At 65.1% G+C, this 12,952-nt stretch carries 13 protein-coding genes; 8 read left to right on the top strand and 5 right to left on the bottom strand.

All coding sequences use genetic code 11. The features are described 5' to 3' along the window. Nucleotides 1-109 precede the first annotated feature (109 nt). The 6 genes from ASF32_RS05755 to ASF32_RS05730 all read left to right on the top strand — a co-directional run bounded on the left by ASF32_RS05755 (nt 110) and on the right by ASF32_RS05730 (nt 5,628). Entirely contained in the window at nt 110-1,255 is a 1,146-nt protein-coding gene (locus ASF32_RS05755; RefSeq protein ID WP_056424981.1) for a hypothetical protein, read from the top strand. A gap of 157 nt (nt 1,256-1,412) precedes the next feature. After that, a complete protein-coding gene (gene purL / locus ASF32_RS05750; protein ID WP_056424757.1) occupies nt 1,413-3,632 on the top strand; it encodes a phosphoribosylformylglycinamidine synthase subunit PurL in 2,220 nt (739 codons plus the stop codon). 26 nt (nt 3,633-3,658) lie between these two features. Then, complete coding sequence (locus ASF32_RS05745) at nt 3,659-3,895, top strand: BolA family transcriptional regulator (protein WP_018042619.1); 237 nt, start codon at nt 3,659-3,661, stop codon at nt 3,893-3,895. Nucleotides 3,896-3,917: 22 nt separating this feature from the next. Further along, a complete protein-coding gene (locus tag ASF32_RS05740) occupies nt 3,918-4,424 on the top strand; it encodes a DUF29 domain-containing protein (RefSeq protein WP_056424755.1) in 507 nt (168 codons plus the stop codon). A 27-nt stretch (nt 4,425-4,451) separates the two neighbouring features. After that, entirely contained in the window at nt 4,452-4,793 is a 342-nt protein-coding gene (grxD, locus tag ASF32_RS05735; protein ID WP_056424753.1) for a Grx4 family monothiol glutaredoxin, read from the top strand. Between the two features lie 619 nt (nt 4,794-5,412). Continuing rightward, nucleotides 5,413-5,628: a hypothetical protein gene (locus tag ASF32_RS05730; protein ID WP_056424751.1), complete on the top strand. Its 216-nt coding sequence runs from the start codon at nt 5,413-5,415 to the stop codon at nt 5,626-5,628. Between the two features lie 30 nt (nt 5,629-5,658). Here the strand turns inward: ASF32_RS05730 and ASF32_RS05725 are convergent, their stop codons facing one another. Continuing rightward, nucleotides 5,659-6,483 (bottom strand): hypothetical protein, encoded by an 825-nt coding sequence (locus ASF32_RS05725; RefSeq protein ID WP_056424749.1) that lies wholly within the window; start codon nt 6,481-6,483, stop codon nt 5,659-5,661. 151 nt (nt 6,484-6,634) lie between these two features. Here ASF32_RS05725 and ASF32_RS05720 point away from each other — a divergent pair, with 151 nt between their 5' ends. Further along, nucleotides 6,635-6,964 (top strand): porin, encoded by a 330-nt coding sequence (locus tag ASF32_RS05720; RefSeq protein WP_056424746.1) that lies wholly within the window; start codon nt 6,635-6,637, stop codon nt 6,962-6,964. A gap of 4 nt (nt 6,965-6,968) precedes the next feature. On the opposite strand, the gene ASF32_RS05715 is transcribed toward ASF32_RS05720, so the two are convergent. Genes ASF32_RS05715 through ASF32_RS05705 form a run of 3 tightly spaced genes read right to left on the bottom strand, consistent with a single transcriptional unit; the run spans nt 6,969 to nt 8,971 of the window. Further along, nucleotides 6,969-7,457 carry a hypothetical protein gene (locus ASF32_RS05715; RefSeq protein WP_056424743.1) on the bottom strand — a complete coding sequence of 163 codons (489 nt, stop codon included), beginning with the start codon at nt 7,455-7,457 and terminating at the stop codon, nt 6,969-6,971. After that, the gene (locus ASF32_RS05710; protein ID WP_056424740.1) at nt 7,441-7,869 is read right to left on the bottom strand and encodes a rod-binding protein; all 429 of its coding nucleotides are present in this window, start codon (nt 7,867-7,869) and stop codon (nt 7,441-7,443) included. The genes ASF32_RS05715 and ASF32_RS05710 overlap by 17 nt, the downstream gene beginning before the upstream one ends. 40 nt (nt 7,870-7,909) lie before the next feature. Next, entirely contained in the window at nt 7,910-8,971 is a 1,062-nt protein-coding gene (locus ASF32_RS05705) for a flagellar basal body P-ring protein FlgI (protein ID WP_244478245.1), read from the bottom strand. A gap of 360 nt (nt 8,972-9,331) precedes the next feature. Here ASF32_RS05705 and ASF32_RS05700 point away from each other — a divergent pair, with 360 nt between their 5' ends. After that, nucleotides 9,332-9,763, top strand: a complete 432-nt coding sequence (locus ASF32_RS05700) for a flagellar assembly protein FliX (protein WP_056424733.1) — start codon at nt 9,332-9,334, stop codon at nt 9,761-9,763. 33 nt (nt 9,764-9,796) lie between these two features. Here the strand turns inward: ASF32_RS05700 and ASF32_RS05695 are convergent, their stop codons facing one another. After that, complete coding sequence (locus ASF32_RS05695) at nt 9,797-12,805, bottom strand: PAS domain-containing protein (protein ID WP_056424979.1); 3,009 nt, start codon at nt 12,803-12,805, stop codon at nt 9,797-9,799. Nucleotides 12,806-12,952 lie beyond the last annotated feature (147 nt).

The following is a 12,952-nucleotide window of genomic DNA, read 5'->3' as shown; positions in this document are numbered from 1 at the left end:
CAGCGGATTCGGCGCCCCACTCGCGCCTGTCTTCCACACAGTCACGGATACCAGCCCCATCGCCTCCGAACCGCCGGCCCCCGACACCTTGCCTCGCCAGGTCTTCTACATGCCGGGTTTCGACCCGCGTGAACCCGAGACCTATTGGGGCCTCTTCCGGCGGGAGAGCCGGCTGACCGCCGTCCGGCGCGGCATGACCATCACCGTAAGCGATCCGGAACGGTCCACCGACGGATTGCGCCTCGACTGGCGGGTGGAGGCGGATGGCGCGCCGACGCGCTACACCCTGCTGCGCTGGGACGACATCGTCCGCGCCCGGTTCCCACGTTCGACCCTGCGCCGGCTCGTCGAGGTGCCCGCACTCTGGTGGCGGCTCTTACGGGACGGCTACCCGAAGCGCTTCCGTCGCGAGGCGAAGCGCTTCGCCCGCGTGATCATCGGCGTCCACGCGATCTACGCCGCCCTGGTGGTTCTCTCCCTCGTCCTCGCGGCTCTGCCGGCCTGTCTCGGACCGGAGCAATGGCGACCCTGGAGCCTCGCGGCGATCCCCATTCTCGCCTACGGGATTCATCTCGGCCTGATGGCGGTGACACGGGGCAAGCCGTTCTACGTCGCCCACCTGGTGGACGATACCGCCTTCACCTACGACCATGCCAGCGGCGCCGAGACCCGGATGCGCGCGCGCCTCGACGCCTTCGCGACCGAGATCCAGGCCGCCGAAGGCCATGCCTCCGAGATCGTCGTCATCGGACATTCCTCGTCGAGCTTTCTCGGCATCGAGGCCCTCGACCGGATCCTCACCCGCGATCCGGATTTCGGCTTGCGCGGCACGCCCGTCTCCTTCGTCAGCATCGGCAGCGTGATCCCCTGGATCACCCTCGATGCGCCGGCCAAAGAGATGCGCGCAGCGCTCTCCCGGGTGGCGGCGGCACCGGCGATTCGCTGGATCGACGTGCGCGCGAAATGGGACTGGCTCTCGGTCCACGATCGCGACGTACTCACTGCCTCCGGTGTCCCGTCGCTTGCCGGGCACCAGCCGGTGGAGATCCATGTCCGCATTACCGATCTGATCGAGCGCAAGATCATCGCCCGGCGCAAGTGGAACCTGTTCCGCATGCATTTCCAGCTTCTGATGTCGAGCCTGAACCCGGAGGCGTTCGATTACGTCGCCTTCGTCGCCGGGCCGGAGCCTATCCACAGCATCATCGACCGCTGTCGCGGAGCGGGTGTCCTGCCCCCGTCCAAAGCGGCCTGACGGCGCTTTTCCACGAGAGCGCATGGCCGGACGCCGCGATGACGTGTTGCCAGCACGGGCGCTTACACTCTAGAGCCGACCCAACTAGGTTCACCTCGCGCGACTTCCGTCCATGGGAGGCCGCCCGAGTGGAGCCTGAGCGGTCGAGAGGGCTCGCATGTTCCGCAACGATGTTCCGATCACCCCTGAACTGGTGCGCCAGCATGGCCTGACGCCGGACGAGTACGAGCGTTTTCGTGCCCTCATCGACCGCGACCCGACGCTGACCGAACTCGGCATCGTCTCGGCCATGTGGAACGAGCACTGCTCCTACAAGTCCTCCCGCAAGCATCTGCGCGGGCTGCCTACCTCGGCGCCGTGGGTGATTCAGGGGCCGGGCGAGAATGCGGGTATCATCGATATCGGGGACGGTCTGGCCTGCGTCTTCAAGATGGAAAGCCACAACCACCCGAGCTTCATCGAGCCCTACCAAGGCGCGGCGACCGGGGTCGGCGGCATTCTGCGTGATGTGTTCACCATGGGCGCCCGGCCCATCGCGGCGCTGAACGCGCTCCGCTTCGGCTCGCCGGACCATCCCCGCACACGCCACCTCGTCTCCGGCGTGGTGGCGGGCATCGGCGGCTACGGCAATTCCTTCGGCGTTCCCACCGTGGGCGGCGCCGTCGGCTTCCACCCGCGCTACGACGGCAACATCCTCGTCAATGCCATGGCGGTGGGCCTCGCCCGCACCGATGCGATCTTCTACGCGGCGGCCACGGGCGTCGGGAATCCGATCGTCTATCTCGGCTCGAAGACCGGCCGCGACGGCATCCACGGCGCCAGCATGGCCTCGGCCGAATTCGACGACGCCTCTGAATCGAAGCGGCCCACGGTGCAGGTCGGTGACCCCTTCGCTGAGAAGCTGCTGCTCGAAGCCTGCCTCGAACTGATGGCGACGGGGGCCGTCATCGCGATCCAGGACATGGGTGCGGCCGGCCTCACCTGCTCGGCCGTCGAGATGGGCGCCAAGGGCGATCTCGGCGTGGAACTCCACATCGAGAAGGTGCCGGCCCGCGAAGAGAATATGAGCGCCTACGAGATGATGCTCTCGGAGAGCCAGGAGCGCATGCTCATGGTGCTCAAGCCCGGTATGGAAGCGGAAGCCGAGGCCATTTTCGTGAAATGGGGCCTCGATTTCGCGATCATCGGGCACACCACCGATACGCTGCGCTTCGTGGTGAAGCATGACGGCGTGACCATGGCCGACCTGCCGATCAAGGAACTCGGTGACGAAGCCCCGCTCTACGACCGGCCGCATATCGCCAATACGCACCAGCCGGTCATCGCCGCTGCCGACGTGCCCGCGCCGATCGGCAATGCCGAGGCCCTGAAGAAGCTGGTCGGCTCCCCCGACCTGTCGTCGAAGCGCTGGGTCTATGAGCAATACGACCACTTCATCGGTGGCAACACCGTGCAGAAGCCCGGAGGCGACGCCGCCATCGTTCGCGTCGAGGACGGCCCCAAGGGACTCGCCCTGACCGCCGACGTCACGCCGCGCTATTGCGAGGCCGATCCGGTCCAGGGCGGTCGGCAGGCCGTGGCGGAAGCCTGGCGCAACATCACGGCGGTGGGCGCCAAGCCTCTCGCCATCACCGACAACCTGAATTTCGGCAACCCGGAGAAGCCGGAAGTGATGGGTCAGCTGGTCGGCTGCCTCAAGGGCATCGGCGAGGCCTGCCTCGCCCTCGACTTCCCCGTCGTCTCCGGCAACGTCTCGCTCTACAACGAGACCAACGGCGTCGGCATCCTGCCGACCCCGACGATCGGCGGCGTTGGCCTCCTCGACGACGTGACGAAGCATGCCACCCTCTCGCTGAAGCGCGACGGCGACATGCTGGTCCTGGTCGGCGCGACGGAGGGCTGGCTCGGCCAGTCGGTCTATCTCTCGGTAGTCTCCGGCCGCGAAGACGGTGCGCCGCCGCCGGTCGACCTCGCGGTCGAGCGACGCAACGGTGATTTCGTCCGCAGCCTCATCGTCTCCGGGCTCGTCGACACGGTGCACGACCTGTCAGATGGCGGCCTTGCCGTGGCCTTGGCCGAGATGGCCATCGCCGGTGGCATCGGCGCGACGCTGCCGGAAGCGCCGGCGGGTCTACCTGCGCATGCCTATCTCTTCGGAGAAGACCAGGCCCGCTATCTCCTCAGCGTGGATCCCGAAAACGTGCCGGACCTTCTCTACAGCGCGAACGCGCAAGGCATCCCGGCCGCTGTCATCGGCCTCACCGGGGGGCAGGATTTGACCTTGCCCGCGGGCGAAACCATATCCGTTTCGGATCTGCGCGAGGCGCATGAAGGCTGGCTGCCGACCTACATGGCGACCCGGCCTGCCGCGGTCTGAACGTCACTCGAAAGGGATTAAGTCCGATGCCGATGGATGCGCGCGATATCGAGGCCATGATCCGCGAGGCGCTGCCCGACGCCACGATCGAGATCAAGGACCTTGCCGGCGACGGCGACCACTACGCCGCGACGGTCATCTCCTCGGCCTTCAAGGGCAAGACTCGCGTGGCGCAGCACCAGCTCGTCTACGGGGCGCTCCAGGGGCGGATGGGGGGCGTGCTCCACGCCCTTGCGCTCACGACGGGCGTCCCGCAGGATTAAGGGCGATCAACGAGGCGTCCCCATGGACCAGCCGAGCCTTAACGACGACGGTGCCGTGGCCTGGGCGATGGAACAGGCTGTAGCTCTGCGCGCGCTTGGACAGCGCCCGGAATTATCGAATGTTCTCGATTGGCATAATGTAGTCGAGGAGATCGAGAGCGTCGGGCGATCCGAGATCGATCGTATCGAGAGCGCGCTTTCCCAGGTGCTCATTCACGTTTTGAAGCACGTCTCTGCGCCTACGGCTCAATCGACCCGGTCATGGCGCAAGGAGGTCATCGTTTGGCATGCGTCGGCCGCGCGCAATTACAGGCCCTCGATGCGTCAGCGGATCGACTGGCAACGCTTGTGGAGCATATCGGTAAAGCTCGCCGACGCGTCGCTCAACGTGTTTGGAGAATCCCTGCCCGGCGGCCTCCCGGACATCATGCCTTTCACGCCCGAGGAACTCACCTCGCTCGACTTCGATATGGACCGCGGTCTCGAGCGTCTTGCAGCCGTATTGAAACCGGCGCCCGACCATCACTAGATCAGGCCAGTAACAAGGAACATCGCAATGACCGACGCCAACACCGCCATCAAGACCGAAATCGATTCCCAGGACGTGGTCGTGTTCATGAAGGGCACGCCGCAATTTCCCATGTGCGGCTTCTCCGGCCAGGTCGTGCAGATCCTCAATTACCTGGAAGTGCCGTTCAAGGGCGTGAACGTCCTCGACGACATGGCGATCCGCGACGGCATCAAGGCGTTCTCGAACTGGCCGACCATTCCGCAGATCTACGTGAAGGGCGAGTTCGTCGGCGGATGCGATATCACCCGTGAGATGTTCCAGTCCGGCGAATTGCAGCAGTTCCTGACGGAAAAGGGCATCCCGGTGAAGGCGACCGCAGTCGCCTGACACCAGCGAAGTCCGAATGGAGACGTCGATCAAGGGCGCGAAAGCGCCCTTTTTCGTGTCGAATACCTAGAGGAGGCGACGTCCCGATCTCGACAGGGCGACCTTTCCCAGGATCGTCGCCGTGATCCCCAACGAGCTGCCGAGTCTGCTCGAACCATTGCGGTGACTATGCCGGATGCTTGAATTCGACGTCCGAATATAGGTGTGCTCAGCGTCGATTCTATTTTATTCGACGTCTTATCAAGTCACGGGCATGTCTAGGATGCTGGGACCTGCGGGTCCTGCCGCAATTAGCAAAATGATTCTTGTCTTTGCTTGAAGGTTTTGGTCGGAGGACGGTTCCGTGTTCACGGCCAGGGGGCAGTCTGCATTGGAGACTTGCCAAAGAAGCGATGGGTTTACTCGGATAAGATTTTCGAACGGCGAAAACCCTGGGCCGGTGCAATTAGAGCTTTGATCCGGTGCGCTTTCGCACTGCGAAAACTTCGTGGCAGTGCAAAAGCAAATTAAGCGTAAATAATCAGGGTGATCGGGAACTTGTTGCCGCAATCCCCATTATTCGCTTATACGAGCCCAACGACCCCTGCGAATCCGCACGGCTCAAGGTCCGGTGACCGCAATGCCAGTGTTCGAAGACAAGAATCTCGACGCCGATCTCGAAGGCCAAGCCCTTCTCGCGGCAATCCTGTTTCCGACCCTGGAAAGCCAGGACCGTGCTTTGACGCATGGTCGAACCCGCATCACGCGCGCCAGCGCGATGGTCCATCCCATGACCATTGAGCCGCGCTTTCCGCATTCCCTGCGTGATCCGGAAATCGAGGTTCAGGTTTCCTGAAGTCGCACCTTCGCGCTCATTTCGTTCCCATCACCACGTCTGGTTCGTGATTAGACCTTGCTTCGTCACGACGGTCCAGCCACGACCGCGCCGTTCCACCGCATCTACCTTGCCGATACCGGGGATCGTATCGCCCGGACCGACTTCCACCAAACGATGGCGGCGGTCTTCGATGACGGCAATCCCGTTATAGACCTCCCGCACGGCCCAGGTTTCGATCACGGCCGGGGCGGCGACCTTCGGTTTATCCGGGATCGAGCCGGTTTCAGTCGGCTCAGCCTGATGAGGTTTTGCGGCTTGCGGCGCCACCACCGGTGCGGCCGGAGCCGGTGCCACGGCACGCTTTTCGATCTGAGCCGTTAGGGCCGCGATCTTCGCCGTCTGGTCGCGCTCGGTCTGGTCCTGGCGATCGGCGAGGCTCGTGATTTTTGTCACGATGGCCTGTTCCGATTTTCCGATCCGGTCGTTGAGCGTCGCGGAGCGATTCTTCGCTTCGCTGCGAACCGATTCGGTCGCATCCTGCACCTGAGCGAGGACCTTGCCGAGTTTCTCGATGTCGGTCTGCAGACGACCGAGATCCGCGTGGCGGGCATCGAGACGGGATTGGATCTGCGTCAGGGATTCCGAGGAAAGGTTACCGTTCGGGGAGGCAAGGCTCATCGCGCCCGCACCCATGGCGAGGCCTAGAACGAGAGCCGCCGCGGCGACACCGGCGAGAAGCGGATCGATGGCCGGCAGGCGCTTGCGTGCCTCCGGTACCGGCGCCGGCCTCGTCTTGGCGCCGCTCACGGCCTGTTTCAACAGCGCTTCCGGCGACCGATCGGACGCCGCCGCCCCGATGACCTTATCCGCCATGACCCGTGCTTCCCGTTTGACTGCGTCAGGAATCATTAAGGACGTTTGTTTACCGAAAGGTTACCGTCTCGCAGTGGCGAGGTGGCATCGACCCATCGTTAAAGCTGAGCTATCCAGCATGATCGCTTGGGAATGGCGGCGAGGGAGAGGCATGGCGAGGACGATCGGGACCTATGGCCTGTTCTTCGGTATGGTCCTGGCGTCGGCCGCGCCCGCTCTCGCGCTCGAGCCACTCCGCCCCGAGTCGCAGCAGGCGGCGAAACCCTGCCCCCGCCACGGCTCCGGCTTCATTCGTATTCCCGGCTCGGACACGTGCATTCGCATCGGTGGTCGGGCGACGACGGGCCTCGCTCTCCGCTCTCGCGAAGACGGTCCCGACTCGCGGCCGATCACCGGCGGCCGACTGGCCGTCGATACGCGCGTGGACACGGATTACGGTCCGGTCCGCACCTATGTGAGGATCGACGCGGGCGGGCGTTGAGCCGTCAGAGGCTGCGGGACAGAACCAGCGGCTGGCTCCGCGCAGCCGCGCCCCTGCCGTAGGGCGAAGGCGGCTGCGAGGGACGGCCGTAGACGGTCGCCGTCCTCGACCGGCTCATATCCTCGGCCAGGGACTTGACCAGGCTTTCCGACACCGTGCGCGCCGTCGCCAGGACGATCTGGCTGGTCTCGACCACCTGAGCGAAGCGCTGGTGCGCGGATTTAAGTCCCTCGATCGAGTCCGGGGCAAAGCGCGCCAGCGCGATGGCATTGGCCTTCGCGACTTCGAGGCCCTGCATATAGGACGCACCGAGAGCGGTCTTCCGCTCCGTGTCCGACAGCCCCTGGCGCAGCCGACCGGCCCTTACGTGGCTACCCTCTTCGACGAGGATGGCCTCCAGCGACTGCATCGTCTCCATGATATGGGCGATCAGCGCATCGGCGCCGACCTTGTCGACGATCCGTAGCGTTCTGGTCTCAGATCCGGGGTGCATTGCCGGCCTCCTGCATCTTGATCATCTCACGGTAAACCTGATCGGCAATGCCGATTCCGCCGCTCTTCACCATTTGGCCCGCATATTCTTTGGTCAGCATCGAGCGGTAGACCGCTCCGCCGGTGCCGTTATCGCCTAGCGGACCGTCGGTTCCCTCCGAGGTGGTGAGGCGCTCCAGGGTCTGTTCCAGGAACATCGTCTCGAACTCGTTGGACGCTTTCCGGGCCTTGACCTCCGCTGGGGTTTTGGCGGCCGTCGCCGACAGTCTGGCAGTCGCTGACGTCGATGCGGATTTGGCGCTTTCCTTGGCCGCGTCTTCCTTCAGGCCGTTGCCGACGGTCTTGGCGATGTCGCCGATGAGCGCGCGGCCGACGCCAATGGCGGCCTTGGTGGCGAGGGGGGCGAACAGCATGGTCAGCGCCTCTTGGGTGGGAGGAACGAAAGGGGTTGCATCACATCACCTCGATATCGGCCTGGAGGGCGCCGGCGGCCTTGATGGCCTGGAGGATCGAGATCAGGTCGCGGGGGCCGACCCCCAGCGCGTTGAGGCCATCCACCAGCTCGCGCAGGGTGACGCCTTCCTTGACCATGGCGAGCTTGTTGCCGTCGCCGGTATCGACCTTGACCCCCGTGCGGGGCACGACGGTGGTGGTGCCGTTCGAGAGGGGGGCGGGCTGGCTCACCTGCGGCTGCTCGGTGATGGTGACGGTGAGGTTGCCCTGCGCGATGGCGACGGTGGAGACGCGCACGTCGCGGCCCATCACGATGATGCCCGAGCGCTCGTCGACGACGACGCGCGCCGTCTGGTCGGGCTCGATCTTCAGCTGCTCGATCTCGGTGACGAGGCGGATCATGTTGCCGTTGTATTTGGCGGGAATCTGCAGGGTCACGGTGGCCGGATCGGTGGGCTCGGCGGTGTCGGCGCCCATGAAGTCGTTGATCGCGGCCGCGATCCGCTTCGAGGTGGTGAAGTCGGGGTTGCGCAGGGACAGGCGCAGGGAGCGCATGTCGTTCATCTTGAACGCCGTCTCGCGCTCGATCATCGCCCCGTTGGGGACGCGCCCATTGGTGGGAACGCCGCGGGTGATCTTCGCGGCATCGCCTTCGGCCGAGAAGCCCGCAATGGCCACCGATCCCTGCGCCAGCGCATAGACCTCGCCATCGGCACCGAGCAGGGGCGTGACCAGAAGCGTGCCGCCTTGGAGCGACTTGGCGTCGCCCAGCGACGACACCGTGATGTCGATGCGGTTTCCCTGCGTGGCGAAGGGCGGCAGGCTCGCCGTGACCATCACGGCCGCGAGGTTCTGGGTGCGCATGGTGGCGCCCCGCGTATTCACGCCGAGGCGTTCCAGCATCGCCTGAAGCGATTGCCGGGTGAACGGGATGTTGTTGAGCGTGTCGCCGGTACCGTTGAGACCGACGACAATCCCATAGCCGACCAGCTGGTTCTGTCGGACTCCCTCGATGCTCGCGAGATCCTTCACGCGTGACAGGGCGGAAGCCTGCCCGTTCATGGCGAAGACCAGCGTCAGCAGCGCGGCTGCGCAGGCAAGGAGAGCGGAACGTTTGGGCCGGGCGATCGCGAGTGGCATGAGTCGCTTTGCTGGTCGACGGAGCATGTCGGTCAAGTCGGACATACCGGTGGGTCTGCCAGGACCGTGCCAATCGATATTGTCGGATAAGCTATTGGTAATAAATGGTTTTGTTAATTATCTCCGGTGATGCCAAGGCATGGAAGGGGCGGCCTTCCCTGCCGACCCGGCATGTTCTGCCGGCTTGTTTACCGATGATTAACCATCGAGGGCGGAATCTGCTGGGCGGAACGATCGTCGTGCCGATGCGCGAAACGACGCCCTGATTTTCGGAGACGGCCCATGCGCGTCGATAACCGCCTCGTCTCGCAGACTTCGGCCGCTGCCTCGCCGACCGTTCGCAAGGCGGATGCGTCGCCGTCCTTCATGCTGGGCCATGATGCCGCCGCCACTTCCACCGCCGCCTCCACCGCATCGACCACGTCTCTGGCGGGGCTCGACGCGATCCTGACCCTTCAGGGCCAGGACGAGCAGCCCGGCGAGCGTCGCCGTCGTTTCGCCAGGCGCGGCCACGACCTTCTGGACGGTCTCGACCGGCTCAAGGCGTCGCTGGTGATGGGGCGGGTGTCGACACGTGAACTTCAGTCCATCGCGAGCCGTCTCTCGGAACGTGCGGGAACGAGCGGTGATCCGCGCCTGGATGGGCTCATCGCCGATATCGAGCTGCGTGCGGCGGTGGAACTCGCCAAACTGCAATCGGCGCAGGACAGCTGAGGGGCTACGAGCGCTCGACGACGCGCCCTCCGATCAGCTTTCCATCATCTCGCGAATACGCCCAGCCAGGATCTCCACGGGGAACGGCTTGGTGATCATCTGCATGCCCGGATCGAGCTGGCCGTTGCCGAAGATGGCGTTCTCGGCATACCCCGTGATGAACAGCACCTTGAGGCCGGGCCGGGTTTCACGCGCCTGATCGGCGAGTTGGCGACCGTTGAGGCCGGGCAGGCCGACATCGGTCACGAGCAGGTCGACGCGCTCCTGGGTCGTGAGAATCTTGAGGCCGGACAAACCGTCGGCGGCGGAGATCGCACGGTAGCCGAGGTCTTCCAGCACATCGACGATGAGGTCCCGGACCACAGTCTCGTCTTCGACGACGAGAACCGTTTCCCCGGCGCCGAGGCGAGCAAGTTCCGCGACGGCGCCGACCGCGTCCACCTCCACGACCGCTTCGATGGAGCGGGGCAGGTAGAGCTTCACCGCCGTGCCGCTCCCCACTTGGGAATCGATCTTGGCATGCCCGTCGGATTGTCGGGCGAAGCCGTAGATCATCGACAGGCCGAGGCCGGTCCCCTGCCCCAGGGGCTTCGTCGTGAAGAACGGGTCAAAAGCACGGGCGATGACATCGGCCGGCATGCCGGTGCCGGTATCCGACACGACGATGCAGACATATGGGCCCGGCTCCATCCCCGGATGCAGGCGGGCATAGGCTCGGTCGAGTTCGGTGTTGCTGGTCTCGATGCGGAGCCGGCCGCCATCCGGCATCGCATCGCGGGCGTTAATCGCCAGATTGAGGATGGCGTTCTCGAGCTGGTGCGGATCGCACAAGGTCGGCCAGAGCCCCTTCCCCATGGCGATGTCGAGAGCGATCGTCTCGCCCATCGTCCGGCGCAGGAGATCTTCGAGCGACGCGATGAGCGCGTTGGCATCCACCAGTTTCGGGTCGAGCGGCTGGCGCCTTGCGAAGGCGAGAAGCCTGTGGGTCAGCGCGGCTGCCCGGTTGGCCGAGGACATCGCCGCCTTGGCGTAGCGCTCGATATTCTCCATCCGCCCCTGCGACAGGCGGGTCTGCATCAGGTCGAGGGAGCCGACGATCCCGGTCAGGAGGTTGTTGAAATCGTGGGCGATGCCCCCGGTGAGCTGGCCCACGGCCTCCATCTTCTGGGCTTGGCGCAGGGCATCCTCGGCGAGTTCCAGGGCGGCGGCCTGTTCGCGCTCCGCCGTGGTGTTGCGCCCGCTGGCATAGATCCGCCCGTCCTCGAACGCGCCCGTCCAGGCGAACCAGCGATAGCTGCCGTCGGCATGGCGCAGGCGGAGGTCGAAAGGAGCGGTGAGTGGTTCGGTGACGATGGCCGAGAAGGTCGAGCAGACGGCGTCGCGGTCTTCGGGATGGGCGAGTTCCGCGAAGGACCGTCCGGTAAGGGCGTCGGAAGTCCAGCCGAGAAGCGTCGTCCACGCCGTGTTTACCGCCGCGATCCGGCTGTCGGCTTCGGTGACCATCAACAGGTCCTGTGACAGGCGCCAAGCCCGGTCGCGCTCCTCGGTCCGCTCCTGCACCTCCTTCGTGCGGGCCTGGACCTGCTGTTCCAGCGTCTCGTTGAGGCGTCTGAGGGCATCCTCGGCCTGGGCCCGGTCGGTGACGTCGTGACCCTCGGCGAAGATGCCGCTGACCGTTCCGTCGGCTTCCGTGATCGGCTGGTAGACCAAGTTGACGACGCGCTGTTCTAGGCCGCCCTCCCGTCCGAACTGAACCGTCACGGTCATGTTACGCCCGATGAAGGGCCTGCCCGTCGCATAGACCTCGTCGAGGAGCTCGAAGAAGCCCTGGCCCTCGACCTCGGGCAATGCCTCACGGACGGCGATCCCGATGATGTCGCGATGGCCGATGAGCTGAAGATAGGCCTCGTTCGTATACTCGAAAACGTGCGTCGGGCCGCTCAGGACGCACATGAAGCCGGGCGCGTCCTTGAACAGAGACCGCATGCGGTCGCGCTCGGCCGTCCGCTGCCGCACCTCGGAAAGAAGGGCGTCGTTGGCCTGCCTCAGGGCTTCGGCCGCCTCCTGCCGCATGCGGACGGCTTCGGCCAGGACGGCGTTGCGCCGCCGCTCGGCCTCGTAGGCGGAAACGCTGGCGAGGCTCGACGAGATCTGGCCGGCGAGAAGCTTGAGGAAGCTGAGATAATCCGCGTCGAACGGCCGGTGCGGATTGAGGCCGACCGTGACGATGCCCAACGGTGCGCTTCCACCCTGTCCGACGAGGGGCAGCGTCACTGCCCTCGCCGGCGGCCTCGACCAATCGCCCGTGGGCCAGTTCTGCGCCTGATCGAGATCGATGATCCTCTCGCCTTGGGTGCCGCCGAACCATTCGGCGAGGGGGCCCGCAGGATCGATCACACCCGGTAATGCGGGATGGTCCCGGGATATTCCGGTGGTGGAGGCGAGATGGGCGAGGTTGCTCCCCTCGAAGAGATGGATGGCGCTGAAGGGGAGATCGCGGCGCGCCTCGCCTAAACTGGCCTCGACCGCACTGAGAACGTCGGGGCGGGATTCCGCACGCGCGAGGCTCTCTCCCAGAAGGCGCAGAATACCGAGCCGGCGCTCGCTGATGACCCGGTCGGTCTCTTCGCTGACCGCGCAGAACAGGCCGCCCACCGATCCGTCATCGTCGATGACGGGGCTGTAGGAGAAGGTGTGATAGGTCTCCTCGGGATAGCCGTTGCGCTCCAGAAGAAGCAGCAACCCACGGTCCCAGGTCGCTTCGCCGTGATCGTAGACGCTGCGGATCCGTGCCTCGATGTCGTCCCAGATCTCGGCCCAGAGGATCCGGGTGGGTTTGGCCAGGGAATCCGGGTGCTTGAGGCCGAGGGTCGGGCGGTAGGCATCGTTGTAGAAGAAGGCGATGTCCGGCCCCCAGCCGAGCCACATCTCGAATCTCGAGGTCAGCAGGATCCGCAAGGCGACCTTCAGCGCCTCCGGCCAGCCTTCCGGCGAGCCGAGAGGAGTCTGTGACCAGTCCTTGGCCCGCATCAGGGCCGCCATCTCGCTGCCGCCTACGAAGATCTCCGAATGTTCTTTGATCGGCTTCGGCAAAGATCGGCTTTCCGGCACTCTCAGGGCCTCGGTTGCACGCGTAAGGCGAGATCGAGCCGTCGGTCACCGGACCAGCGCGAACGAGACAGGTATAGG

Origin of the sequence: Methylobacterium sp. Leaf91 (assembly GCF_001422815.1) — a bacterium.
In the GTDB taxonomy this organism is placed as follows: Bacteria; Pseudomonadota; Alphaproteobacteria; order Rhizobiales; family Beijerinckiaceae; genus Methylobacterium.
The sequence above is the reverse complement of the archived record's forward strand: the minus strand, read 5'-3'. Positions and strand labels throughout refer to the sequence as shown.

Excerpts from the sequence above, each read along its gene's own strand:
- ASF32_RS05755 (WP_056424981.1), top strand. The coding sequence starts at position 110 with ATGCCGGGTTTCGACCCGCGTGAACCCGAGACCTATTGGGGCCTCTTC.
- ASF32_RS05705 (WP_244478245.1), bottom strand. The coding sequence starts at position 8,971 with ATGAACGGGCAGGCTTCCGCCCTGTCACGCGTGAAGGATCTCGCGAGC.
- ASF32_RS05720 (WP_056424746.1), top strand. The coding sequence starts at position 6,635 with ATGGCGAGGACGATCGGGACCTATGGCCTGTTCTTCGGTATGGTCCTG.
- ASF32_RS05730 (WP_056424751.1), top strand. The coding sequence starts at position 5,413 with ATGCCAGTGTTCGAAGACAAGAATCTCGACGCCGATCTCGAAGGCCAA.
- grxD (WP_056424753.1), top strand. The coding sequence starts at position 4,452 with ATGACCGACGCCAACACCGCCATCAAGACCGAAATCGATTCCCAGGAC.
- ASF32_RS05695 (WP_056424979.1), bottom strand. The coding sequence starts at position 12,805 with ATGGCGGCCCTGATGCGGGCCAAGGACTGGTCACAGACTCCTCTCGGC.
- ASF32_RS05700 (WP_056424733.1), top strand. The coding sequence starts at position 9,332 with ATGCGCGTCGATAACCGCCTCGTCTCGCAGACTTCGGCCGCTGCCTCG.
- ASF32_RS05745 (WP_018042619.1), top strand. The coding sequence starts at position 3,659 with ATGCCGATGGATGCGCGCGATATCGAGGCCATGATCCGCGAGGCGCTG.
- ASF32_RS05715 (WP_056424743.1), bottom strand. The coding sequence starts at position 7,457 with ATGCACCCCGGATCTGAGACCAGAACGCTACGGATCGTCGACAAGGTC.
- purL (WP_056424757.1), top strand. The coding sequence starts at position 1,413 with ATGTTCCGCAACGATGTTCCGATCACCCCTGAACTGGTGCGCCAGCAT.
- ASF32_RS05710 (WP_056424740.1), bottom strand. The coding sequence starts at position 7,869 with ATGCTGTTCGCCCCCCTCGCCACCAAGGCCGCCATTGGCGTCGGCCGC.
- ASF32_RS05725 (WP_056424749.1), bottom strand. The coding sequence starts at position 6,483 with ATGGCGGATAAGGTCATCGGGGCGGCGGCGTCCGATCGGTCGCCGGAA.
- ASF32_RS05740 (WP_056424755.1), top strand. The coding sequence starts at position 3,918 with ATGGACCAGCCGAGCCTTAACGACGACGGTGCCGTGGCCTGGGCGATG.